The organism is Pedobacter sp. AK017, from assembly GCF_014200825.1.
Taxonomy (GTDB): Bacteria; Bacteroidota; Bacteroidia; order Sphingobacteriales; family Sphingobacteriaceae; genus Pedobacter; species Pedobacter heparinus.
Genome location: NZ_JACHCW010000002.1, coordinates 278,382 through 303,509, shown reverse-complemented (window position 1 = coordinate 303,509; position 25,128 = coordinate 278,382). Strand labels below are relative to the sequence as shown.

The window sequence follows — 25,128 nt, the reverse complement described above, 5'->3', positions numbered from 1 at the left end:
TATTTTGTACACCTTCAATATAAAATTTACATTATCAAATTTTCTTTCGATCTTAATTTGGACGGCTCTATTTGCGCAGCTACCTGAATATCAGCAAGTTTATTCAAACCTCCAATGATAAAATTCAGGTCTTCCTTGTCAATATATTGATGGATAATCATAAAAAAATCAACCTTATTCATCTCTGGAATTAAAAAACCTTCAGCATTTCTGTTATTGATCAGATAGTATTCAATTTCGCCCTGCTCCACAAAAAAATAATATTTGGAAAAGGCAAGCGGCTCTTCATCAATATTGAAATAAACTTCATGGTCATCTATCTTTTCAAACCCAAAATTCAGACTGGTATTGATTTTATGGCACAGTACATAATCCTTTAAAGAGGCAGTGATGGCAATTAATACAAAGTCGAGGTCTAGTGAAAGTTTTAAGTAAGTTTTGTTCAAAACAGAATATTTTACGGAAATACGAAATTATAAAACTAATTTTACATTGATGTTCAAAATAAAAACATTAAAATTGGTACAGAAATAAAAACATTTGAAATGTGTAAGAATTTATTTTTCTTTGCACTGAATTATTTAACCATTAAATTATAACATTATGTCTGATATTGCTTCAAGAGTTAAGGCTATTATCGTTGAAAAATTAGGTGTGGATGAAAACGAAGTTACACCAGAAGCTTCTTTCACTAACGACTTGGGTGCGGATTCTTTGGATACAGTAGAACTTATTATGGAGTTTGAGAAAGAATTCAATGTAGCAATCCCTGATGATCAGGCTGAGACTATCGGCACAGTTGGTCAGGCAATTGCTTACTTAGAGAAAAACGTTAAGTAAAAATACGGTTTCCGTATAATCCGTATAAATGGAATTAAAAAGAGTAGTAGTTACAGGGCTAGGTGCGCTCACTCCAATCGGCAATACCATCCCAGAGTTCTGGGATGGTTTGGTGAATGGGCTGAGTGGTGCCGGCCCTATTACCGGTTTTGATACCTCAAAGTTCAAGACAAAATTTGCATGCGAGCTTAAAAATTTCAATCCGGAAGATTTTCTGGATAAAAAAGAAGCCCGCAAATTAGACCCATTTGTTCAATACGCTTTAGTAGCGACCGAAGAGGCTGTAAAAGATGGTAATTTCGACTTTTCACAGTTAGACACCAATCGTATTGGTGTAATCTGGGGTTCTGGTATTGGCGGATTTAAAACATTTCAGGATGAAATGAAAGCCTTTTTCTTAGGCGATGGTACACCACGTATCAATCCTTTTTTCATTCCAAAAGTAATTATTGACATTGTTCCGGGCCATATCTCTATAAAATATGGACTAAGGGGACCAAATTTCGCTACGGTTTCAGCCTGTGCTTCCTCTACAAATGCCATGATCGACGCTTACAATTATATTCGCCTGAATATGTGTGATGTGATCATCAGCGGTGGTTCGGAAGCCATTATCAATGAAGCTGGTATTGGCGGGTTTAATGCCATGCACGCCCTTTCTACGAGAAACGATGATCCTAAAACAGCCTCCAGGCCATTTGACAAAGACCGTGATGGTTTTGTTGCCGGCGAAGGTGCAGGAACCATCATTCTGGAAGAACTGGAGCATGCTAAAAAACGCGGGGCCAAGATCTATGCCGAGTTGGTTGGCGGAGGGATGAGTGCAGATGCCAATCACATTACAGCACCTCACCCGCAAGGATTGGGTGCCAGAATGGTCATGCAAAATGCCTTAACCGATGCCCGGCTCACTACGGCTGATATTGACTATATCAATGTTCACGGTACGTCTACCCCATTGGGCGACATATCTGAAAGCAGGGCCATCGTAGATCTTTTTGGAGAAGACGCCTACAAACTGAACATCAGTTCAACCAAATCGATGACAGGACACTTATTGGGTGCTGCCGGCGCAATAGAAGCCATTGCTGCAATACTTGCAGTGAAAAATGATGTTGTGCCTCCAACAATCAATCACTTTACCGATGATTCTGAATGTGATCCAAAATTAAATTTCACTTTTAATAAGGCGCAAAAACGTACCATTCGTGCTGCTCAGAGCAATACATTTGGTTTTGGTGGTCATAATGCGTCTGTAATTTTCAAAAAATACGAAGAGTAAACATAATTAATGCCATTATTTGACCTGTATAAGCTTTATCTTTCAGCCGATAAAGTCTTTATAAGAAAGTTAAAAAACATTTTAGGCTTTGTGCCGGGAAATGCCACCTTATATAAAATGGCATTCAGGCACAGGTCTGTGGCAAAAATTTTAAAAAACGGAAGCAGGAGCAGCAATGAGCGGCTCGAGTTTTTAGGAGATGCTGTTCTGGGCTCTGTAATTGCAGAATTATTATTTAAAAGCTATCCCTATAAAGAAGAAGGTTTTTTGACAGAAATGCGCTCTAAAATTGTAAACAGGGCCAATTTAAATCAGCTTGCCCGAAAAATGGGTTTCGATCAGCTGATTGTATTTGATCAAAAAGCGGTGAATGTACAAACCAAGCATCATTCTATGCTTGGCGATGCTTTTGAGGCCCTTATTGGTGCTGTTTATTTGGATAAAGGATACAATTTTACCCGTGAGTTCCTGCTGAAGAGAATTGTGAAACCTTACATTGACATTCATACCCTTGAACTGACCGAGACCAATTTTAAAAGTAAACTGATCGAGTGGTGCCAGCGCCATGGCAAGGACATTACCTTTGACATGATGGAAAATGAGGAAGGTGAAAGCGCCAAGTTGTTTACCATCCAGGCTGTTGTTGAAGGAGAAAGCTATGGCATTGGCCGTGATTACAACAAGAAAAATGCCGAAAAGCTGGCTGCAGAAAAAGCCTGCGAAGCACTTTCTATCTAATTCTTTTTAAGTGTATCGGTGTATTTCTTATAGGAATCCCTGATGTATTTAATGGCGTCATACTGGGCCCAGTTCTTCGCCTTTTCGTATTCAGGCCGGTAATCCAGCATAAATTTTTCCAGGTCTTTCCCCTTCAGGTCTGTATTGCTCTGAATCAAAAACTCATTAAAAAACCCATCTATCTGCGTTTGCTGCAGCTCGGTTTCGTAATAGCGGCCAAACCTCCTCGCATTTTTTGGGGTACGGCCAAACAACTCATAAACAGCAGTTAGGGGTTTAAAAAGAAAAGAAAGAAAAGGTGGCTTACCCTGGTAAAAAGATCCTTTATCCTTATAATCCCTTTTCAGTTCATCCAGCTCCTGTTTCTTGGTCTGTCCGGTGATGTTCACTTCTTTAAGCATCCGTCCGCCAGTAAGATAAACCAGGATGTCCTTATTTGATGATACAACTGTTTCGGCATCCGAAAAATTCGCTTTAATTACAAGTAGGGTATCCCCTACACCGGCCCTGATCTGAAACAGCCCAAAGTCACTACTGCTTACTTTATATCCCGTTCTTTTATTGATCACCTCAGCACCCGCGATGCGGTTGGAAGTCCCTTTTTCGAAAACAACACCCCCAAGTAAAAAGTCCTGTGCAAAAGCTGCCGGCAAAAAGAAAAGAAAAAATGCCCAAAACAGAAGAATATGTAGACGGTTAAATTTTAACATAGGTCATATATAAACGTAAAATTAACCATTGTTTGTCAAATACCTTAGTTAAAAAAAGTTAAATAGGCAGGAAAAGCCAATAAATTATATCTTTGCACATGATAAAATCAATGACAGGATATGGCCTGGCCTCTGCAGATCATGAAAATGTAAAATTTGCTGTAGAGATAAAATCCTTAAACAGTAAGTTTTTAGAACTCAATCTAAAACTACCAAAAGCCTTTTCGGATAAGGAACTGCTGCTCCGTAACATTTGCAGCAAAGAAATTGAGCGCGGAAAAGTTAGCGTTTCCATCAATCTTGAACGTGGGGAAGAAGCCCTGAAAGGAGCCAGCATCAATGCCGCTTTACTAAGCAGGTATTACAGGCAGCTTGAAGCCATCAATACCAGTCTGGGTGCAAATTCAACTAATCTTTTACAGGCTGTACTCAATTTTCCTGAAGTGATCAGTTACACCGAAGATGAAGTAAGTGAGAACGACTGGGTCATCCTTTTTGACACCTTTAACAAGGCTTTGGCCAGTTTTAACCAGTTCAGGGAAACAGAAGGTAACGTCCTGAAAACAGACCTGGAGCTGCGGATCAAAAATATCCTGGAGTTCTTTGGCCAGATTGAAGTGCTGGAACCACTCAGGATCCCGCAGATCAGGAGCCGCCTGAACCAGTTTTTAGAGGAAAATGTAGGTAAGCTGAACATAGATCAGAACCGTTTAGAGCAGGAGCTGATCTATTATATCGACAAATTAGACATCACTGAAGAAAAGATCAGGTTAAAAAGTCATTGCGATTATTTTATCGAAACCCTGAAAAGCAAAGATGCCAATGGTAAAAAGCTGGGTTTTATCTCTCAGGAGATCGGCCGTGAAATCAATACCATGGGCGCTAAAGCCAACGATGCACAGATCCAACAGCTGGTTGTTGGCATGAAAGAAGAACTGGAAAAAATTAAAGAACAATTATTAAACGTTTTGTAAGCCCTGATGAAACAAGGTAAACTGATTATATTTTCTGCTCCCTCTGGTGCAGGCAAAACCACCATCGTTAAACATTTGCTTACGAAATTCCCTTCATTGAGCTTTTCTATATCAGCAACGACCCGGGAGTTGCGCGGGGACGAGAAAAATGAAAAAGACTATTATTTTATTACCAAAGAAGATTTTCTGCACAAAGTTGCGCGCCAGGAATTTGTAGAGTTTGAAGAAGTTTACAGCGGAACTTTTTACGGCACCCTGAGGTCTGAAATCCAGCGCATCTGGGATGAAGACAAACATGTCATTTTTGATATTGATGTAGAAGGTGGCTTGCGCTTAAAACGTAAATATGAAAATGATGCGCTAGCTATATTTGTACAACCCCCATCCTTAGCTGTACTTAAAGAACGTTTAAGGGGCAGGGGTACCGATAGCCCCGAAAAGCTGCAGGAGCGCTTTGTTAAAGCAGAGAAAGAACTGGCTTATGCCGATAAATTTGACGTTATCCTTAACAACTTTGACCTGCATACAGCCTGTCTGGAAGCAGAAAAACTGGTAGGGGATTTTATAAAAAAATAATACTTGCTGATGAAAACCGGTCTTTTTTTTGGCTCCTTTAACCCCATTCATACCGGCCACCTGGTTATCGCCGGGTATATGGCCGGCTTTACGGAACTTAAAGAAATTTGGCTGGTCGTTTCTCCGCACAATCCATTAAAAAATAAAAATGGCCTGTCTAACATGTACGACAGGCTTGAAATGGCAAAACTGGCTACTGAAAATGCAGACCATATAAAAGTAAGCGATATAGAGTTCAACTTGCCACAACCTTCTTATACCATTGATACCCTTACGCATTTGCAGGAAAAGTATCCTGGAAAAGAATTTGCCTTAATTATGGGTGCAGACAACCTTTCCTCTTTCAAAAAATGGAAGAATTATGAGGTCATTTTGCAGCATTATGAAATCTATGTGTACCCGCGGCCGGGTGCTGACATCAGTGAGTGGGCAGAACATCCGGCTATTAAAATTACCGATACCCCGCAAATGGATATCTCCTCTACCTTTATCCGCAAGGGAATTGCTGCGGGTAAAAACCTCCAGTACTTTGTTCCGGATAAGGTACTGTCCTTTATAGACAGCAAAAATATGTACCGTTAGCTGGCTTTATACAACAGAAATATAGTTGGTTTTTTATGCAGGTCTATACGTTCTTTACGCCACAGCCCTACCGGCAAAGTCTTCACAAACTCATCTTCAGCGGTTAAGTTACAGGCTACACACAATTGTGTTTGTCCGGAAGCATTCTTCAGGATATCTTCAAACAAGTGATTGTTACGAAAGGGTGTTTCAATAAAAAGTTGCGTTTGCCTGTTCTTTTGCGACAATTGCTCCAGTTCTTTGATCTTTTTTGCCCTTTCAGCCTTATCAATTGGCAAATAGCCATGAAAGGTAAAGCTTTGCCCGTTAAAACCTGAAGCCATCAGGGCCAATAGAATTGAACTTGGCCCAACCAGGGGCACTACCTTAATTCCCCTTTTGTGTGCTTCGGCTACTACATCTGCACCCGGGTCGGCAATCCCCGGACATCCGGCCTCGCTCATCAGACCGACATCCATACCGGTCATCAGCTCTTTAAAATAAGGTACCATAGAATTTCCACGCTTGTGTTTGCCATAATCGTGAATAACCAGCTCACTCTGTTGTATTTTTAATCCCGCCTCTTTTAAAAATTTACGCGCCGTTTTCTCATTCTCAACAATATAAGTCGAAATGGCATTTATGGTATCTCCAAGATATGGGGTAAAAGTTTTCTGTGCAGCATTTTCCGCCAGGGGAACTGGGATAAGAAATAAGGTTCCTTTTGTCATTCGTTATTCTGATTTTACCTGCAAAAGAAGAAAAATATTACCGTAAAGCCCAGCTTTCCCGTCACAATACTGTAGTCTGCAGGTAATCTTAGGTTATAAATCAGCGTTATCAGGAAGAAAAAACGTAAATTGTTTTATGCCTAACTATAAATTAAAATCTGCCACATCTGGTATCAGACCAATATAATTAGGCATAAAACAAACATGACAATGTAATATTTTAATAGATAGATTAAACTTATGGGAATCTTTGGAACTCAAATTGATATAATAAAAAACGTTAGGTAAATTAAACACACACACAAATTAAACACACACAAATGAAAAACATGATCAAATTACCGGCAATTGTACTTGGGCTGCTGCTCATGTTCACCGGTGCAGCACAAAAGGTTATGGCGCAGGGAGATGATGTTTCGCTCCAATCGTTTTATGATGAACTGTCGCCTTATGGTACCTGGATACAGGATCCGCAATACGGGTACGTTTGGAGACCTGATGTAGAACAAGGCGATTTCAGGCCTTATTATACCAATGGCCGCTGGGCAATGACCGAGTACGGTAACACCTGGGTTTCCAATTACGACTGGGGCTGGGCGCCTTTTCACTATGGAAGATGGGTTTACAACCGTTACGGTCAATGGATATGGATTCCTGATACCACATGGGGACCTGCATGGGTAAGCTGGAGAAGTGGTGGTGGCTATTATGGCTGGGCGCCGATGGGCCCTGGAATGAACATCAATATCAACCTTAACATCCCCGATCTGTGGTGGGTATTTATCCCCCAAAGGAATATCTATTACGATAGCTTTCCACGATATTATTCCCGCAGAAATGTGACCATCATCCATAACACGACCATCATTAACAATACTTACGTAAATAACCGCCGTACTTATTACACTGGCCCAAGGGCCGATGACATCAGACGTGCAACCGGAAGAGATGTAAGAGTATATAATGTAAATACCACAGGCAGGCCAAGCCGCAGTAACATAAATGGCAACAGTGTTGACATCTATACGCCAAGGCCAAGCAGGGGTAGTTCCAATGTAAATGCCAAACCACGGGAAGCCATCAGAGGAGAAGGGTATACCACACCAAGAGGAGACCGCGGAACGGCAAGCAACGGATCATCGTCCGGGCGCCCTTCCAGAATTGACAACCAGGGTAACCGTGTAGACAACCAGGGTAACAGACCCGATAACCGTGAAAACGGCGTAACTACACCTCAAAACAGGGGCGAAAGACCTATTTATGAAAATAATGGCAGGCCATCAAGAACAGGAAGCCCGGAAAACAACGGCTCAACAAGACCACAGCGAATAGAAAGACAAAATCCTTCAGGAGAAACTCCTGCACAAAGGCCACAGGAAGTTCAGCCGGCCCCACAACAACGTCAGGAGCGTCAGGAGCGTCCTCAACCACAGGCACGACCTCAGCGTCAGGAAAACAGGCCGGAAGCCCCGCGTCAGCAGGAAAGACAGCAACAACCACAACGTCAGGAAAGCAGACCGCAGCAGCCACAGGCCCAGCCTCAGTACCAAAGACCGGAACGGACTCAACAAAGTGCAGCTCCGGCCAGAAGTTCTGAAAGCCGCGGCGAACAAGGTGGCAGAGGAGCTGAACGACCAAGCCGCGGAGGCAGGAGTTAACCGAACCAATTCATTACTGAAAAACCGGCTATTACAATAGCCGGTTTTTCTTTTATATTATAGTTATCTTTGCCGCCGCTATGATTCACCCTGAAATAGAAAAAAGAAAAACATTCGCCATCATCAGTCACCCCGATGCCGGTAAAACAACCTTAACAGAGAAATTCCTGCTTTTTGGCGGGGCCATTAATACCGCCGGTGCTGTAAAACGCAACAAGGCCAACCAAAGCAATACTTCCGATTTTATGGAAATTGAGAAACAGCGTGGCATTTCTGTAGCTACTTCTGTAATGGGGTTTGAATACGCGAATAAGCGCATCAATATTTTAGATACACCCGGGCACAAGGATTTTGCGGAAGATACTTACCGCACCCTTTCTGCCGTAGATAGTGTAATCCTGGTGGTCGACTGTGTGAAGGGTGTAGAGGAACAAACAGAAAAACTGATGTCGGTATGCCGGATGCGCAATACACCAGTCATCATTTTTATCAATAAAATGGACCGTGAAGGTAAAGATGCTTTTGACCTGCTGGACGAAATAGAGCACAAATTAAACATCAGCCTTTGCCCTTTATCTTGGCCAATTGGTCAGGGCCACACCTTTAAGGGGGTATACAGCATTTACAACAAACATTTAAACCTCTTTGAACCCGATAAAACAAAGATCAGTGAACCCGTAATAGAGGTAAACGACCTGAACGATGATAACCTGACCAAATTTTTAAAGCCAAAAGAACTCGAAGGCCTTAAAGGAGACCTGGAACTGGTACACGGGGTTTATGGCGACCTGGATAAGAGCATGTACATTGAGGGTTTGCTGGCCCCGGTATTTTTTGGCAGTGCCATTAACAATTTCGGGATAAAAGAGCTGCTGGATACCTTCATCAACATCGCCCCAAGTCCAAAAGGCCGTGAGGCCGAGCAACGTGAAGTAGCCGCAGAAGAAAAGAACTTCTCTGGTTTCGTATTTAAGATCCATGCCAACCTGGATCCAAAACACCGCGACCGCATTGCTTTTTTAAGGATCTGCTCCGGGAAATTTGAACGCAATAAATTCTATTACCATACCCGTCAGGACAAAAAGCTGAAGTTTTCTAACCCTATGGATTTCATGGCCAATGAAAAAAGTATTGTAGAAGAAGCCTGGCCAGGTGATGTGGTGGGTTTATACGATAGTGGAAACTTCAAAATCGGGGACACGCTTACAGAAGGGGAAAAACTTCAATTTAAAGGCATTCCCAGCTTCTCTCCCGAGATATTTAAGGAACTGGAGAACAGAGACCCCCTAAAAACAAAACAGCTGGAAAAAGGCATACAACAGCTCACGGAAGAAGGTGTTGCCCAATTGTTTACCATGCAGCCCGGAAACCGTAAAGTAGTGGGTGCGGTAGGAGAACTTCAGTTTGAGGTTATCGCTTTCCGCCTGGAACATGAATATGGCGCCAAAGCCGCTTTCAGGATGTTGAGCTATACCCGCTCCAACTGGGTAACCTCAAAAGACAAAACCAAGCTGGCCGAGTTTCTGAAAAGAAAACAGCAGCATATTGGCGAAGATAAAGATGGCAACCCGGTTTACCTGGCCGACAATGAGTTCATGATCAACATGACCATGCGGGATTACCCGGATATTGAGTTCCATAAGACATCTGAGTTCAAATAAAATCAAGCCAGCAATTTCTCTATCGCCTGATGTGTTTGTTCAAACTTAAACTGCGACAATACCTCATCCATCATCGCGGTGATCTCTGCGTTGCATAAATTGCCAATGCTGCCTTCATGGGTATGGTTAATATGTGTTTCAGGCTTAAACGAGCCATTTTCAATGCTCTCACCAACAATTTTATATGCCTCCCTAAAAGGCACACCTTTTAAAGCCAGTTCATTCACCACCTCAACGCTAAACAGGTAAGCATACTTTTTATCATCCAGTATCCCATCTTTAACCCTAATGTTTTGCAACATATAAGTAGTCATCTGCAGGCATTCGTTTAAAGAAACCATAGCCGGGAAAAGATTTTCCTTTAGCAATTGCAGATCGCGGTGATAGCCGGAAGGCAGGTTAGTGATCATCATTGCAATTTCATTGGGCAAGGCCTGGATCTTGTTACAACGTGAGCGGATCAGCTCAAACACATCCGGGTTCTTTTTATGCGGCATAATACTCGATCCGGTAGTCAGTTCATCAGGGAAACTGATAAAGCCAAAATTCTGATTGATGAACAGACAAACATCCATGGCCATTTTTGCCAGCGATGCGGCAAGGGCCGACATGGCCTGGGCCAGGATTCTTTCCGTTTTGCCCCTGCCCATCTGTGCGTACACCACATTGTAATTTAAGCGTTCAAAACCCAGCAGTTCAGTAGTCATCGTCCTGTTTAAAGGAAAAGAAGAACCGTAACCCGCAGCCGAACCCAATGGATTTTTATTGCATACCTTCCAGGCTGCCAGCATCAGCTCCATATCGTCAACCAAACTTTCTGCATAGGCACCAAACCACAGACCAAAGGACGAAGGCATTGCAATCTGCAAATGGGTATACCCCGGCAACAATTTAGCTGCATGGGTATTGCTCAGCTCAATCAGCTGTGCAAATAACACAGCAGTATTGCCCACCATCTCTTCAATACAGCTTCTGAAATACAATTTCAGGTCAACCAGCACCTGGTCGTTACGCGAACGTCCGCTATGGATTTTTTTACCGGCATCACCTATACGCTGGGTCAACAGCCACTCTACCTGCGAATGCACATCCTCTACTGTATCTTCAATAACAAATTTACCCGCCTCTATTTCTGCATATATATTTTTAAGCGCTTTCTGTATTTCAGCAAGTTCTGCTGCAGTAAGTAAGCCAATACTTTCCAGCATTTCTACATGCGCCAGTGAGCCCAGAACATCATAAGCCGCCATCTGTAAATCCAGTTCCCTGTCTTTGCCTACTGTAAAAGCTTCAATATCCTTGTTTACATCAATGTTTTTTTGCCAGATCTTCATGTATCTCTTTTTAATTCAATTTTATTTCCCGTTAACAACCGGCTTCAGCATTTCTATATAAAGTCCGATCCCCTTTTCAATTTCGCTCAGGTGAACATACTCATCCGCCATGTGCGACCGTGCAGAATCACCAGGACCAACCTTTAAGGAAGGAATGCTCAATAAGGCCTGGTCCGATGTGGTAGGTGAACCATAAGTTGTCCTTCCAAGGGCAATACCCGACTGTACGATGGGATGTTCCTTATCAATTGACGAAGGTTTTAGCCGGATAGAGCGGGGTACAACCTCGCAGTCCACATTGGTCCGGATAATCTTTAACACTTCCTCATTGGTATAGGCATCAGTTACCCTCACATCAACTGTAAAAATACAGGTAGCGGGCACTACATTGTGCTGCGAGCCTGCATTAATAATGGTAACCGACATTTTTAAAGGGCCAAACATTTCGGACACCTTCGAAAAACGATAATTGCGGAACCATTCTATATCCTTTAGCGCCTTATAAATGGCATTGTCACCTTCTTCACGTGCAGCATGCCCGGCCTTTCCACAGCTGGTACAGTCCAGCACCAGCAAACCCCGTTCTGCAATGGCCAGGTTCATCAGGGTAGGCTCTCCTACAATGGCAAATTCCAGCTCCCCGAGGTCGGGCAGTATGCATTCCAGGCCATTGTTGCCTGAAATCTCTTCTTCAGCTGTAGCAGCCAGACAGATGTTATAATTTAAACCTTCCTGATCATAATAGTAAAGAAAGGTTGCTATAAGCGATACCAGGCAGCCTCCGGCATCATTACTACCCAGCCCATACAATTTGTCATCTTCCACTGTAGCCGCGTAAGGATCGCGCGTATAGCCCGAGTTTGGCTTCACGGTATCATGATGTGAATTTAAGAGCAAGGTTGGCTTAGCCGCATCAAAATATTTGTTGTATGCCCAGATGTTGTTCAGCTTACGGTGTGTTTTTATATTCCGCTGCTGCAGGAAAGCCTCAATTGCATCTGCGGTCTTATCTTCTTCTTTACTGAAAGATGGGATGCTGATCAATTGTTTCAATAATTCTACCGCATCCCTCTTAATACTTTCCTTAAATAAATCGCTTTCCATATCCGTAAATCCCCGCTTATTCTTTTGTATATAAAGCACCGGCTTTAATTGCCGAGAGCTTAATCCCCTTAATTAAGGAAGAACTAAATCCATTGTGTTCCATTTCGTTCAATCCAGCAATGGTACAGCCCTTAGGTGAAGTTACCTTATCTATTTCCTGCTCGGGGTGTGATTGCATCAGCAAAAGCAGATCTGCCGCACCTTTCGCTGTTTGCACAGCCATTTTCAGCGCCTCATCTGCATGAAAACCAATTTCTACTCCTCCTTGTGAGGCCGCCCTGATGGCCCGTAAAAAGAAGGCAATACCACAGGCACACAATGCCGTAGCAGAAGTCATCAGGTCTTCATTAATTTTAACTACAGACCCTACTGTTTCAAACATACGGGTTACCTCTTCCACATTTTGCTGACTTGCATTATCCGTTGCCACACAGGTCATAGATTGTCCAATGGCAATGGCCGTATTTGGCATGGCCCTTACCACCTGTACATCCTCGCCTATTTTACTCCTGATATCTGCACAGCTTACCCCCGAGGCAACTGAAATAAACACGTGTTTCTGCACATCAACCACCGCTCCTATCTGTGCCAGCAAATTGTTCAATTGTTGTGGCAGTACAGCTAAAACAACAATATCTGCATTGGCAACTACCGCAGCATTGTCTGTACTTACTGCAAAGCCCTGTTCTGCCAGATCGGTTAAACCAGCAGCACTTCTTCTTGTTAAACTGATCTGTCCGGCTTCGGCATAACCCGATTTAACCAGGCCTTTTGCTAAAGAAACACCAATATTTCCACTTCCCAAAATGGCAACCCTGCCTTTAAACTTGTTCATAATTATTGAATTAATCTGGTCCCGAAATTGCCTCCGTTAATTTGTGGTAATTCATCAGCCTTACCAATATACACAGCAGCAACCCCGCTTTTTATTGCTTCAAAAGCATTGTGCAATTTAGGGATCATTCCTCCAGAAACCACACCTTCATTTTTTAAAGTATCAAACTCATGCATCCTGATCTCTGCAACCAAAGAATCTTCATCCTCAACATCGCGCATGACCCCTCTTTTTTCAAAGCAATAGATCAGCGCAGTTTCATATAGTGAAGACATGGCCACGGCCACAGCCGAAGCAATGGTATCCGCATTGGTATTCAGCAGCTGGGCATCCCCGTCATGGGTAATCGCACACAGTACCGGCACCAATCCTGCATTTAACAAACTGCCCAATGTTTCCGTTGAAACCGAGGCTGCATCCAGGTCACCTACAAAACCCCAGTCAATATCTTTAACAGGCCGTTTTACCGCTTTGATCACATTTCCGTCGGCACCACTTAAACCGATTGCATTGCAGCCCCTTGCCTGCAGTTGGGCCACCATATTTTTATTGATCAGACCGGCATACACCATCGTCACCACCCTAAGTGTCTCTATATCAGTAATGCGCCTGCCCTCAACCATTTTAGCTTCTACACCCAAAGACAAGCCCAGTTCGGTAGCCACCTTCCCACCGCCATGAATTAAAATCTTATCGCCCGGAAGCGCAGTAAAATCCAGCAAAAACTGATGCAGCTTTTCTGAACTGTCAATTACATTTCCACCTATCTTAATTACATTGAGTGTTTTCTTCATCGCTTTACAGTTTCTCCAACATTTGCTTCAATACAGCCTGCGCTGCCCATAAACGGTTTCCTGCCTCGTGTATCACCAATGAGTTAGGCCCATCCAGTATCTCTGATGAGAGTTCCAAATCCCTTCTTACGGGCAAACAGTGCATCACTTTAGCATCATTGGTCTCTTTTAATTTGTCATTGTTCAGCATCCAGCCTTCAGGATAGGTAAGCACTTTACCATACTCTTTATAACTCGACCAGTTTTTGACATAAATATAATCGGCCCCGGCCAAGGCCTCGTCCAGATTATAGGTAATGTTCGCCCCCGGTGTAAAATCTTCACTCAGTTCATAGCCTTTAGGCTGTGCTATGGTAAAATCGAGCATTCCTTCCTCCTGTGCCTTGCACATCCATTCGGCAAATGAATTGGGTACCGCTTGCGGTAAGGCCTTAATGTGCGGTGCCCAGGCCATTACAACCTTAGGTTTGCCCCCGGCTTTCCAGGTTTCCTTAATTGTTACCAGGTCTGCCAGGCTTTGCAAAGGATGCCGTGTAGCGCTTTCTAAACTTACCACCGGCACCTTACAATATTTTATGAACTTATTGAAGAAATCTTCATTATAATCCTCATCTCTGTTTAGCAGCTTAGGAAAAGACCGTAAGCCTAAAACATCACAATACTGCCCCATTACCGCAGCAGCCTCACGGATATGTTCTACCGTAGTGCCGTTCATCACCACGCCATCCTGCGTTTCCAATGCCCAGCCTTCTTTGTCCATGTTCATCACCATCACGTTCATACCCAAATTAAGGGCCGCCTTTTGGGTACTTAAACGGGTACGTAAGCTCGGGTTCAGAAAAACAAGGCCAAGCGTCTTGTTTTTACCCAAATGCTGGTGCGCATAAGGGTTTTCCTTTAGTGCCAGTGCGTCCTTAACCAACTGGCCTATGTCCTGCACATCATTTACTGAAGTAAATTGATTCATCCTTTTAAAGCGATTTTAAAGTCATTTAAAAATTGATCTGCCTGATCCTTAGTTAAATTTAAAGCTGGCAATAGCCTGATTACATTAGGCTTTGCCTCTCCGGTAAAGATTTTATGCTTAAACAAGAGGTCCTTCTTTACATTTGCTGAGCTTTCAGGAAGGTCTATCCCAATCATCAGGCCACGTCCACGCACTTCATTTATGCCCTCTATTTTTTTCAGTTCTTCAATCAGGTAACTTCCTACCTCTGCTGCATTTTTCAGCAAATTGTCCTGTTCAATAATTTCCAGCACCGCCAAACCCGCTGCACAGGCCAGGTGATTACCTCCAAAGGTGGTGCCCAGCATACCATGCCACGGTTTAAACTTAGGGGCAATAGCAATCCCTGCAACAGGGAAACCATTGCCCATGCCTTTTGCCATGGTGTATACATCGGCATCAACGCCTGCATAGTCGTGCGAATAAAATTTGCCGGTCCTGCCATAACCACATTGCACACTATCGGCAATGTAAACGGCGTTGTATGCATCGCAAAGTGAACGGATCTTCTGTAAAAAGCTTACCGAAGCTTCTTTTATTCCGCCAACGCCCTGTATGCCTTCAATAATTACTGCAGCAATTTCATTTCCATAAGCTGCAAAAGCCGCTGCTAATGCATCCTCATCGTTATGGGGCAAAAAAACGACATTGTCTGTTTCATTTACCGGGGCAATGATCTTTGGATTGTCTGTAGCCGCAACCGCTAAAGATGTTCTGCCATGGAAAGCGCCTTTAAAAGCAATTATTTTTTTTCTGCCATTATAAAATGAGGCCAGTTTTAAAGCATTTTCATTGGCCTCGGCACCTGAGTTACACAGGAACAACTGGTAGTCTGTTTTACCCGATACCTTACCCAGTTTCTCCGCAAGCTCAGCTTGCAATGGGATTAAAACGGAATTGGAGTAAAACCCAACCTTATTCAGCTGTTCGGTTAAACGCTTTACATAATGTGGATGGGTATGACCGATAGAAATTACAGCATGACCGCCATAAAGGTCAAGATATTCCTGACCTGTGGCATCCCACACTTTACTGCCTGATGCTTTTACTATTTCTATATTGTTTAGTGGATATACGTCGAATAAGTTCATTTTATTAAAAGTTGTTGCCCTTTAACAGAGCAGGGTTATACAAATTGTTTTTTGAATCGGGTAGGGAAAGGGCCCGGCTTAGAATGCCTGGGCCTTAAGCCGCAGTCCTTCAGCTTCCGGCAATCCAAAAATTAAATTCATATTCTGCACCGCCTGTCCGCTGGCACCTTTTAACAAATTATCGGTTATACTTACAATAAACAGCTTGTTACCATGTTTTTCCACATGTACCAGTGCTTTATTGGTGTTCACCACCTGTTTTAAATCAATATTTTTCCTGCTTACATGCGTAAAAGGATGTGCAGCATAATAATCTTCATAAATGCGCTGGGCCTCTTCAGCGGTTAAATCGCTTTCCAGATATATCGCAGCAAGTATGCCTCTGGTAAAATCTCCGCGCTGCGGTATAAAATTTATGACCTGATCAAATACAGGGTCCAGTTGTTTTAAACTCTCCCCAATTTCATTCAGGTGTTGATGTTCAAAAGCTTTATATACCGACAGGTTATTGTTACGCCAGCTGAAATGTGAGGTTGCCGACAAGCTTTGTCCCGCTCCTGTTGATCCTGTTGTGGCATTCAGGTGTACCTCGTTTTTCAATAATCCCTTAGCTGCCAATGGTAGCAGCCCCAGTTGAATACAGGTTGCAAAACAGCCCGGGTTGGCAATATAACTTGCCTTTTTGATCAGCTCACGATTTAATTCTGGCAAACCATACACCCATTTGCCACCAGCATTGGCCTTTAACCTGAAATCCTGGCTCAGGTCTATGATCTTAATCCCTGTGGCAATATCATTTGCCTCAAGAAATTTCCTGGCATCGCCATGGCCAACGCAGAGAAACAGCACATCAATATCCTGTGAAAGCGCATCCGTGAACCTTAAGTCCGTATCCCCGAGCAAGTCAGTATGCACATCAGCAATCCTATTGCCGGCATTGCTCTTGCTTTGCACAAACTTAATCTCAACCGAAGGATGGTTTACCAGTATACGGAGCATTTCACCCCCGGTATATCCGGCACCGCCAACTATACCTGCTCTAACCTTCATGACTGTTCACTTTATGCCAGATCATGACCTGGTTACCAAAAATTTTAGAGAAGCCTTTCACATCCTCACCACTCCAGGTATTGTTCATCTCGCCATAGCTGCCAAATTTATTGCTCATCAGGTCATGCTCCGATTCGATACCGATGATGTTAAAACGATAAGGCAACAGTTCAACAAACACCTTTCCACTAACCACTTTCTGTGTATCCGTTAAAAAAGCCTCAATATTGCGCATTATCGGATCATGAAACTGCCCCTCATGCAGCCAGTTACCATAGAAAGAAGACAATTGCTCTTTCCAGGAAAGCTGCCATTTGGTTAATGTATGTTTTTCCAGGGTATGGTGTGCTTTAATGATCAGCACCGGGGCCGCAGCTTCAAAACCTACACGTCCCTTTATACCAATAATCGTATCGCCCACATGAATGTCACGGCCAATCCCATAAGGTTGTGCAATAGCCTGTAATTTCTGGATGGCCCTTACCGGTTCAAACCTCTCCCCGTCAATAGCTACCAGTTCCCCTTTTTCAAAACTCAGCTCCAGTTTACGGGCCTTGCTTTCCGAAACCTGGGTAGGCCAGGCCTCTTCAGGCAAAGTTTCATTCGAGGTCAGCGTTTCTTTACCGCCTACAGAAGTACCCCAAAGTCCCTTGTTTATAGAATATCTTGCTTTCTCGGCACTATATTCAACACCATGTGCATTCAGGTACTCTATTTCCGCTTCGCGGGATAATTTTAAATCCCTTATCGGTGTAATGATCTCTACTTCAGGAATAATGATGTTAAAGATCATGTCAAAACGAACCTGGTCGTTACCAGCGCCCGTACTACCATGGGCTACATAGTCAGCCCCAATCTTTTTTACATAATTGGCAATGGCCGTAGCCTGGCTTACACGCTCTGCACTCACAGAAAGCGGGTAGGTTGCATTTTTAAGGACATTCCCGAATACCAGGTACCTGATACAGCTGTTATAATAGTTTTCGGTTTCATCCACCACTGCATGAGAAGCTACACCAAGGGCATAAGCACGTTTTTCTATTTCCTTTAGCTCTTCGTCAGAAAAACCACCTGTATTTACAATCACAGAATGAACTTCCAGTCCACGGTCCTGAGCAAGATAAATACAACAAAACGAGGTATCCAGACCTCCGCTAAATGCTAAAACAACTTTCTTCTTCATCTTAATATAACAGCTATTTAAATAATACAGTAAATAAAAAAAACAGAGATTTTAATCCCTTCTTATTGGGTTTGGACTTAAGCACCAATCGTTGCTTAATGCTCATAAAACGCTCATATAATGTAGGATTCTTATGCAGTTCTTCGGCAAACTTCTTTGCTGCATCATGCTTTTGCTCAACCGGATCGTACAGCATCGCCGTACACATACAGTTTTTACGTTCCTTCATTTTTAATATTTCGAAGTTCACACAGCTCTGACAGCCTTTCCAGAACTCTTCATCCTGGGTAAGCTCTGAATAGGTAACCGGTTCATAACCCAGATCTGAATTGATCTTCATTACAGCCAGTCCTGTTGTCAGGCCAAATATTTTCGCTTTAGGATATTTTTGCCTCGAAAGTTCAAAGATCTTTTCTTTAATGGCATGCGCCAATCCTGCCTTGCGGTACTTAGGGCTTACGATCAGGCCCGAATTGGCCACGAACTGTCCGTGTGTCCAGGTTTCGATATAACAGAACCCGGCCCATGAGCCATCTTTATGAAAGGCAATAACGGCTTTCCCGTCAGCCATTTTAGCCGCTACATACTCCGGAGAGCGTTTGGCGATACCTGTACCTCGTGCTTTCGCCGATTCAGCCATCTCTTCACAGATCTCTTCTGCAAAGACACGATGTTCAGGAAGTGCAACCTGCACTATAAAATCGTTTATATTCATTAATATGATAACGAAAAAATATAAATGTTCTGATTAATTGTTTTTTGAGAGGCAATCCTCTTCGTAAATGAGTTTTGTAAAAGATTTACTCAGATCCGCGGCGTGTAGTTTTGCCGGTTTGTTGTCACAAAAAATATGGGTCGCAAGCGCTCAATAAACAAACTTCTCGAAGCAATATTTTTTGCTTCAACAATAGAAAGTTTATGTGTTATGTGCTTAATCATTTTCTGTGTATAATAATTTTTTGAATGAGTTGAGGCGCAAAGGTTTAAATAAATATTGAGTTGTGCAATACGTTTTTCATTTTTTTACATTTTTATAATGAAACCATGCAATTAATTTAACGTTGAAACCTGAAATAGTGCGATAATAAGTCGGGCCTGCCTTCCATCATTTCCGTGATCATGTCCGCACCTGTTACCGAAAAGGTAATTCCGTTCCCTCCAAAGCCCAAAAGAAAATAACTATCCGCGAATTTAGGGTGTGCCCCTATATAGGGTAACCCGTCTTTTGTTTCACCAAAAGTTCCACACCAGCAAAAGTCTTCAATAAATTTGGTTTCGGGCAGATATTTTTTTAACGTTTTCATCAGCTTATCTCTCTTTTTATTCAGCAGCAGGTCCCGGCGTATTGCATTTTTGAAGTTTTCATCCTCCCCACCAACCAGCATGCGGCCTTCATCGGTGGTACGCATGTACAAATAAGGCTTATCCGTATTCCAGAATAAAGTATGCTCACAAATTTTTTCGTGTACATCTCCCCGCTCACTGATCATGGCATAAGTACTTTTTAAATCCACCACTTTATCGGGCAGCATGTTTTGTGTTTCGTAACCCGTACAGTAAATAATCTTTCCGGCCTTTATCTCTGCTCCGGTATCCAGCAGCACAGTAACACCATTTTTTTCATATTTTACCTTTTTCAGTGCTGTTTTATCAAAAACCTTCAGGCCTTTCTCCACATTGTAATGGATGAGGTCATGCGCCAGGCAAAATGCATCCACACTTCCTCCCTCAGCAGATAAGATCGCTCCTTCAGCCAGCAATCCATAAATAGCTTTTATCTCTTTTTTTTCCAGCCACTTTACTTCAAATCCGGCTAATTTACGGGCCTCATATTCTTTTTTCAGCCAGGCTACATCTTTACTTTTCCCCGCAAAATAAACCGACTCCTTTTTTTCAAAACTACATTCCGATCCGATCTCCTGCACCAGGTTTTCCAGTTTGTAAATCGCATCCCTGCAAGCTTTATAGCTGGCAATTGCCCCCTGCTCTCCAATCAGTTCTTTCAATTGGTACAAAGGAACATCTATTTCATACTGCAGCATAGAAGTAGTGGCAGATGTACTGCCATAAGCAATTTCTCTTTTGTCTATCAAAATAGTGTCATAGCCTTTTTTGATCAAAGCATGGGCCATTAATGCTCCGGTAATGCCAGCACCAACAACCAGCACTTCACAAGTTGCGCTTTCCCGCAAAGAAGGATAAGCATGTTTTATTCCATTTTTTACCAGCCAGAAGGGTTCATTAGACCGTATATCCATCATTTCAAATTAGTTCTTTTTATAACACCAACTTGTCCAATCTGTTTTAATCCCTCTTATTATTATATATTTTTGTCCAACAACAGAAAGAAACAACATACTTTAAACCAATTTCTCTTAATTTCGTTGTTTAATAAAAAAGACAAACACATTATGTTCGATAAACTGATGGCCGCGCAGCAAAAGGCCGATGAAATAAAAAAAAGGCTCGACACAATTTCGGTTTTCGCCGAAGTTGAAGGTGGTGCCATTCGCATAACGGCTACTGCAAACAAAGCCATTACTGCTGTAGAAATTAAAGAAGACTTTTATAAAGAGGCCGATAAAGAAGAATTGGAAGAGCTGTTGCTTACGGCCATAAACAAAGCCCTGACACAGGCAGAACAGGTAAGTGCTGCCGAAATGCAGGCCGCAACCAAAGACATGCTTGGAGGCCTGGGCGGCATGTTCGGTGGCTAACCATAAATAACCTTAAAAAATATACTCCAATGAAATATACCTATTACGGACAATCGTGTTTCTTATTGGAAGCCGATGGAAAAAAGTTTCTTTTCGATCCTTTTATTACCCATAATGCGCTTGCAAAAAACATAGACCTCAAAACCATAAAGGCCGATTATATCCTGGTAAGCCATGGTCATGGCGACCATATTGCAGACCTCGTCCAGGTTGCCAGCCAGACCGATGCACAGGTAATAGCCCTGGTTGAAGTGGCCGACTGGATAAGAAAACAGGGGGTAAAAAATGTAACCGATATTAACTTTGGCAAATCTAAATTCGACTTTGGCACCCTGCGTACCGTCTGGGCCGTACATTCCAGCAGCAATCCCGACGGCAGTTATGGAGGTAATCCAGCCGGTTTTGTATTGGAGCTAGGCGGAAAAACAGTTTACTTTGCCGGCGATACGGCGCTTACCCTTGAAATGAAGCTCCTTGCCGACCTCTATAACCTGGATTATGCTATCCTTCCCATAGGCGGACATTACACCATGGATGTAGATGATGCCTTAATCGCTACCAAATACCTGGAATGTGAAAAAGTAATAGGCGTGCATTACAATACCTTTCCACCTATACAAATTGATACGGCAGAAGCTGTTGCCAAGTTCAAAAGAGAAAATAAAACACTCTTATTACCAGCAATAGGTGAAACTATAGAACTTTAATGTGCAGCGAGCCAGTTTTCGCCCTCACCAATCTCTACTTCAATGGGTACTGTCGTTTTGATCGCTGTTTTCATCCGATGGGCAATGATCTTCTTCATGGCCTCAGCTTCTGATTTCAGCACATCAAACACCAACTCATCATGCACCTGCATCGTCATTTTAGATTGCAGGCCCTGATCCTGAATGTCCTTGTGGATATTGATCATCGCCACTTTGATCATATCTGCAGCTGATCCCTGGATCGGGGCATTTATCGCGTTTCGCTCGGCAAAACCACGTACAGTCTGGTTGGCAGAATTGATGTCGCGCAAATACCTTCTCCTGCCCAGAATGGTTTCTACAAAACCATTCTCACGGGCAAAGTTCATGGTGTCCGACATGTACCTTTTAATTCCAGGGTACTGCGTAAAATACTGTTCTATAATTTCTGCAGCTTCCTTACGTGGAATACCCAGATTTTGCGACAAGCCAAAAGCCGACTGACCATAAATGATCCCAAAATTTACCGCTTTGGCATTCCGGCGCTGTGTAGGTGTTACCTCCTCAATAGCAATCCCGTAAACCCTGGCTGCAGTAGCCGTATGAATATCAATTCCATTCTTAAAAGCATCCAGCATATTTTCTTCCTTGCTGATGTCGGCTATAATCCGCAGCTCTATCTGCGAATAATCCGCAGAAAGCAAAATATGGTTTTCATCTCTGGGAATAAATGCCTTACGTACTTCCCTGCCCCGTTCTGTACGGATCGGGATATTTTGCAGGTTTGGATTGTTGGAGCTCAACCTTCCTGTCGCAGCTACCGCCTGGTTAAAACTGGTATGTACACGCCCCGTTTTAGGGTTAACCAGCAATGGCAGTGCATCTACGTAAGTAGATTTTAACTTTTGCAGCTGACGGAAATCTAAAATATCCTGGACAATATCACTTTTATGTGCCAGGGCCAGCAACACATCTTCACCGGTCTGGTATTGCCCTGTTTTAGTCTTTTTTGCTTTAGGGTCAAGCTGTAACTTATCAAAAAGCACTTCCCCCAATTGTTTTGGCGAGGCCAGGTTAAACTTGATGCCACATTTATCATATACACTTTGTTCAAACTTCCTGATATCCAGCTCCAGCTCTTTTGAATAATTGATCAGGGTATCCATATCAATCCTCACCCCTTCCTTTTCAATATCTGCCAATACATAAATCAAGGGGTTTTCTACTTCTGTAGCCAGCTTTTCAGCATTTAACTGCTTCAACAGGGGCTCAAAAACATTGGCCAGCTGTAAGGTAATATCCGCATCTTCTGCTGCATAATCCACTACCTTTTCAACAGGCACATCACGCATAGTACCCTGCGATTTACCTTTAGGGCCAATCAGTGTGGTGATGGAGATGGGCGAATAATTTAAATAATTTTCCGACAGCACATCCATGTTGTGACGGGTATCCGGATCAATCAGGTAATGGGCCAGCATGGTATCAAACAACCGCCCCTTTACCGATATGCCATACCATTTCAGGATCAGCATATCATATTTAATGTTCTGTCCTATTTTAACAATATTTTCATTCTCCAGTACTGGTCTGAATTCTTCTACAATCTGCTGCGCAGCTTCCATTTCGGCAGGTACAGGGATATAATAACCCTCACCGGGCTTAATGCTGAAAGACAGCCCTACCAGTTCTGCCAGGTTTGCATCCGTACCCGTTGTTTCGGTGTCAAAAGAAATGCTTTCCTGCTTCAGCAGCAAATCAACCAGTTCCCTGCGCAGTTCCGGGGTATTGGCAAGCTGGTAATTGTGGCTTGTATTTTCTATGGTATTTAGTGGCTTTGTTTCCTCCAGCTCTGTGGTCTCGGGTACAGTTTGTACAACCGTTTCTACATAGCTGATGGTTTCACTAACCACATTTCCAAAAAGATCGGTTTGCTGCGAAACCACCATTGTTGCCCCTCTGTTGAAGCCCTCTCCAAATACCCTTTTACCTATGGTCCTGAATTCCAGCTCAGCAAATAAAGGTTCCAGCAATTCCCGGCTTGGCTCTTCCAATTCAAGGGCCTTCTCATCAAATTCTACCGGAACATTGAGTATAATGGTGGCCAGTTTTTTAGAGATCAGGCCCTGTTCAGCATAAGTTTCCACATTCTCACGCTGTTTGCCTTTTAATTCATGCGAATTGGCAATGATATTTTCTACCGAACCATATTGTTTAATGAGTGCTTTTGCCGTTTTTTCTCCTATGCCAGGTATGCCCGGAATATTATCTACCGCATCACCCCATAGTCCGAGGATATCAATGACTTGTTCAACACGTTCAATTTCCCATTTGGCCAGCACTTCTTTCACCCCCATTATTTCCATTTCATTGCCCATACGTGCTGGCTTATAAATAAAAATATTGTCCGATACCAATTGTGCAAAATCCTTATCCGGGGTCATGCAAAATACCTGGAAACCTTTTTTTTCTGCTTCTTTGGCCAAAGTTCCAATAATATCATCCGCCTCAAAACCGTCTTTTGTGATCACCGGGATCCTGAATCCTTCGATCAGTTTAAAAATATAGGGAAGCGCTGCAGAAAGGTCTTCCGGCATGGCCTCACGATGGGCTTTATACGCCTCAAAATCGGTATGCCTTTCAGTTGGGGCATCCGTATCAAAAACTACAGCTATATGTGTGGGGTTTTCTTTTTTTAACACTTCCATCAAAGTATTGGCAAAGCCCATTACTGCCGAAGTATTGATACCTGTTGAAGTAAATCTTGGGTTTTTACTCAGTGCAAAATGCGCCCTGTAAATCAGCGCCATACCGTCAAGAAGAAAAAGTTTTTTCATATACTCTATAATGTTACTCCGATAAAGGTACTAATAACCTAATAATTTCCGTTATTTGATCGCTATGAGATCAATAAAGGTATATGTGATGCTGTTGCTGCTTTTAACCACATCTATCGTGTTAAAAGCACAGGATGCGATAGTAATTTCCGAGGGAAATTTTGTTCGCGGCACCATTCAGGGCACAGATTTTTCGACTGTTGTGCTCAAAAATGAAGATGAGTCCCTCTCCCAGTTTAAGGCAAAGGACATCCGGGAATTTCTATGGAACGGTGAAACCTATGTAAGCAAGCCCATCGTGATCAAAAAAAAGATGGAACACCGCTTCTTTAAGCTGATAGAAAACGGTGCCGTAAACCTTTACAGCATTGGGGGCAGCACCGGCGGTGTTGAAGAAGTACAACCCAAAAGGGCACGCATAAGGCCAAGCGTAGGTATTGGTGGTGGTACAGGTGGTTTTGGCGGACTGGGTGGCGGTGTAGGAATTACCATTGGCGGGGGCAGGAACCGGCAGGAAGAACCGCAATCCAGGGTAACAGGGCCTACGGCCTACTTTATAGAAAAATTTGGCACCGGCCCAATGCTGGAAATTCCCGAAGGGGGAAATTCTGACAGCAAAAATCAACAGATTAAAAATATACTGCTGCTAAAGCTAACCAATGATGAAGACCTGGCCGAACGCATAAAAGCAACCGAAAGCTTCGATGCAAAACTGATCAGATCATTTGTAGCGGCTTACAACTCCATGCACAAACAATAA

25 protein-coding genes are annotated in these 25,128 nt (G+C 42.9%); 11 read left to right on the top strand and 14 right to left on the bottom strand.

The window, feature by feature from the left end; genetic code table 11:
• Nucleotides 1–26: 26 nt before the first annotated feature.
• On the bottom strand, nucleotides 27–446 hold the full coding sequence (locus HDC92_RS04455) for an IPExxxVDY family protein (RefSeq protein ID WP_015809990.1): 420 nt from the start codon (nucleotides 444–446) through the stop codon (nucleotides 27–29).
• 157 nt (nucleotides 447–603) lie between these two features.
• Between HDC92_RS04455 and HDC92_RS04450 the strand changes: the two genes are divergently transcribed.
• Genes HDC92_RS04450 through rnc form a run of 3 tightly spaced genes read left to right on the top strand, consistent with a single transcriptional unit; the run spans nucleotide 604 to nucleotide 2,860 of the window.
• Nucleotides 604–840: an acyl carrier protein gene (locus HDC92_RS04450; protein ID WP_008241990.1), complete on the top strand. Its 237-nt coding sequence runs from the start codon at nucleotides 604–606 to the stop codon at nucleotides 838–840.
• Nucleotides 841–868: 28 nt separating this feature from the next.
• The gene (fabF, locus tag HDC92_RS04445) at nucleotides 869–2,122 is read left to right on the top strand and encodes a beta-ketoacyl-ACP synthase II (RefSeq protein WP_183872586.1); all 1,254 of its coding nucleotides are present in this window, start codon (nucleotides 869–871) and stop codon (nucleotides 2,120–2,122) included.
• 9 nt (nucleotides 2,123–2,131) lie between these two features.
• Nucleotides 2,132–2,860, top strand: coding sequence for a ribonuclease III (gene rnc / locus HDC92_RS04440; RefSeq protein ID WP_015809992.1), 729 nt, complete (start codon nucleotides 2,132–2,134; stop codon nucleotides 2,858–2,860).
• Here the strand turns inward: rnc and HDC92_RS04435 are convergent.
• Nucleotides 2,857–3,570 (bottom strand): hypothetical protein, encoded by a 714-nt coding sequence (locus tag HDC92_RS04435; protein WP_015809993.1) that lies wholly within the window; start codon nucleotides 3,568–3,570, stop codon nucleotides 2,857–2,859. The genes rnc and HDC92_RS04435 overlap by 4 nt on opposite strands.
• Nucleotides 3,571–3,680: 110 nt before the next feature.
• Between HDC92_RS04435 and HDC92_RS04430 the strand changes: the two genes are divergently transcribed.
• From HDC92_RS04430 to nadD, 3 genes are read left to right on the top strand one after another with little or no spacing between them, the layout of a single operon-like run.
• Entirely contained in the window at nucleotides 3,681–4,544 is an 864-nt protein-coding gene (locus tag HDC92_RS04430; protein ID WP_183872728.1) for a YicC/YloC family endoribonuclease, read from the top strand.
• A 6-nt stretch (nucleotides 4,545–4,550) separates the two neighbouring features.
• Nucleotides 4,551–5,120, top strand: a complete 570-nt coding sequence (gene gmk / locus HDC92_RS04425) for a guanylate kinase (RefSeq protein WP_015809995.1) — start codon at nucleotides 4,551–4,553, stop codon at nucleotides 5,118–5,120.
• 9 nt (nucleotides 5,121–5,129) lie between these two features.
• Nucleotides 5,130–5,702, top strand: a complete 573-nt coding sequence (gene nadD / locus HDC92_RS04420; RefSeq protein ID WP_015809996.1) for a nicotinate (nicotinamide) nucleotide adenylyltransferase — start codon at nucleotides 5,130–5,132, stop codon at nucleotides 5,700–5,702.
• Here nadD and HDC92_RS04415 read toward each other — a convergent pair.
• Nucleotides 5,699–6,412, bottom strand: coding sequence for an SAM-dependent methyltransferase (locus HDC92_RS04415; protein WP_015809997.1), 714 nt, complete (start codon nucleotides 6,410–6,412; stop codon nucleotides 5,699–5,701). The genes nadD and HDC92_RS04415 overlap by 4 nt on opposite strands.
• A 320-nt stretch (nucleotides 6,413–6,732) precedes the next feature.
• Between HDC92_RS04415 and HDC92_RS04410 the strand changes: the two genes are divergently transcribed.
• Complete coding sequence (locus tag HDC92_RS04410; protein WP_183872584.1) at nucleotides 6,733–8,070, top strand: DUF6600 domain-containing protein; 1,338 nt, start codon at nucleotides 6,733–6,735, stop codon at nucleotides 8,068–8,070.
• An 80-nt stretch (nucleotides 8,071–8,150) separates the two neighbouring features.
• A complete protein-coding gene (locus HDC92_RS04405; protein ID WP_015809999.1) occupies nucleotides 8,151–9,731 on the top strand; it encodes a peptide chain release factor 3 in 1,581 nt (526 codons plus the stop codon).
• A gap of 2 nt (nucleotides 9,732–9,733) precedes the next feature.
• Here HDC92_RS04405 and argH read toward each other — a convergent pair whose 3' ends face one another.
• The 10 genes from argH to HDC92_RS04355 all read right to left on the bottom strand — a co-directional run bounded on the left by argH (nucleotide 9,734) and on the right by HDC92_RS04355 (nucleotide 20,389).
• Complete coding sequence (gene argH / locus HDC92_RS04400) at nucleotides 9,734–11,065, bottom strand: argininosuccinate lyase (protein WP_183872582.1); 1,332 nt, start codon at nucleotides 11,063–11,065, stop codon at nucleotides 9,734–9,736.
• A 21-nt stretch (nucleotides 11,066–11,086) separates the two neighbouring features.
• Complete coding sequence (locus tag HDC92_RS04395) at nucleotides 11,087–12,169, bottom strand: M20 family metallo-hydrolase (protein WP_183872580.1); 1,083 nt, start codon at nucleotides 12,167–12,169, stop codon at nucleotides 11,087–11,089.
• A gap of 16 nt (nucleotides 12,170–12,185) precedes the next feature.
• Nucleotides 12,186–13,004, bottom strand: coding sequence for a pyrroline-5-carboxylate reductase (gene proC / locus HDC92_RS04390; RefSeq protein WP_015810002.1), 819 nt, complete (start codon nucleotides 13,002–13,004; stop codon nucleotides 12,186–12,188).
• A gap of 2 nt (nucleotides 13,005–13,006) precedes the next feature.
• Nucleotides 13,007–13,798, bottom strand: a complete 792-nt coding sequence (argB, locus tag HDC92_RS04385) for an acetylglutamate kinase (RefSeq protein ID WP_183872578.1) — start codon at nucleotides 13,796–13,798, stop codon at nucleotides 13,007–13,009.
• Between the two features lie 4 nt (nucleotides 13,799–13,802).
• On the bottom strand, nucleotides 13,803–14,765 hold the full coding sequence (locus tag HDC92_RS04380; RefSeq protein WP_183872576.1) for an acetylornithine carbamoyltransferase: 963 nt from the start codon (nucleotides 14,763–14,765) through the stop codon (nucleotides 13,803–13,805).
• Nucleotides 14,762–15,895 (bottom strand): aspartate aminotransferase family protein, encoded by a 1,134-nt coding sequence (locus tag HDC92_RS04375; protein ID WP_183872574.1) that lies wholly within the window; start codon nucleotides 15,893–15,895, stop codon nucleotides 14,762–14,764. The genes HDC92_RS04380 and HDC92_RS04375 overlap by 4 nt, the downstream gene beginning before the upstream one ends.
• Nucleotides 15,896–15,973: 78 nt before the next feature.
• Complete coding sequence (gene argC, locus HDC92_RS04370) at nucleotides 15,974–16,945, bottom strand: N-acetyl-gamma-glutamyl-phosphate reductase (RefSeq protein ID WP_015810006.1); 972 nt, start codon at nucleotides 16,943–16,945, stop codon at nucleotides 15,974–15,976.
• Nucleotides 16,935–18,128 (bottom strand): argininosuccinate synthase, encoded by a 1,194-nt coding sequence (argG, locus tag HDC92_RS04365; RefSeq protein ID WP_015810007.1) that lies wholly within the window; start codon nucleotides 18,126–18,128, stop codon nucleotides 16,935–16,937. Before argG ends, argC begins: the two co-directional genes overlap by 11 nt.
• A gap of 13 nt (nucleotides 18,129–18,141) precedes the next feature.
• A complete protein-coding gene (locus tag HDC92_RS04360; protein WP_015810008.1) occupies nucleotides 18,142–18,843 on the bottom strand; it encodes an N-acetyltransferase in 702 nt (233 codons plus the stop codon).
• Nucleotides 18,844–19,183: 340 nt separating this feature from the next.
• Nucleotides 19,184–20,389 carry an NAD(P)/FAD-dependent oxidoreductase gene (locus HDC92_RS04355; protein ID WP_221270917.1) on the bottom strand — a complete coding sequence of 402 codons (1,206 nt, stop codon included), beginning with the start codon at nucleotides 20,387–20,389 and terminating at the stop codon, nucleotides 19,184–19,186.
• Between the two features lie 150 nt (nucleotides 20,390–20,539).
• Here HDC92_RS04355 and HDC92_RS04350 point away from each other — a divergent pair, with 150 nt between their 5' ends.
• Both HDC92_RS04350 and HDC92_RS04345 read left to right on the top strand, forming a co-directional pair.
• On the top strand, nucleotides 20,540–20,845 hold the full coding sequence (locus tag HDC92_RS04350; protein ID WP_015810010.1) for a YbaB/EbfC family nucleoid-associated protein: 306 nt from the start codon (nucleotides 20,540–20,542) through the stop codon (nucleotides 20,843–20,845).
• A 29-nt stretch (nucleotides 20,846–20,874) separates the two neighbouring features.
• A complete protein-coding gene (locus tag HDC92_RS04345; protein ID WP_183872572.1) occupies nucleotides 20,875–21,552 on the top strand; it encodes a metal-dependent hydrolase in 678 nt (225 codons plus the stop codon).
• On the opposite strand, the gene polA is transcribed toward HDC92_RS04345, so the two are convergent.
• Nucleotides 21,549–24,368: a DNA polymerase I gene (gene polA, locus HDC92_RS04340; RefSeq protein WP_183872570.1), complete on the bottom strand. Its 2,820-nt coding sequence runs from the start codon at nucleotides 24,366–24,368 to the stop codon at nucleotides 21,549–21,551. The genes HDC92_RS04345 and polA overlap by 4 nt on opposite strands.
• A 64-nt stretch (nucleotides 24,369–24,432) precedes the next feature.
• On the opposite strand from polA, the gene HDC92_RS04335 reads away from it, so the two are divergent.
• Nucleotides 24,433–25,128 (top strand): hypothetical protein, encoded by a 696-nt coding sequence (locus HDC92_RS04335; protein WP_015810013.1) that lies wholly within the window; start codon nucleotides 24,433–24,435, stop codon nucleotides 25,126–25,128.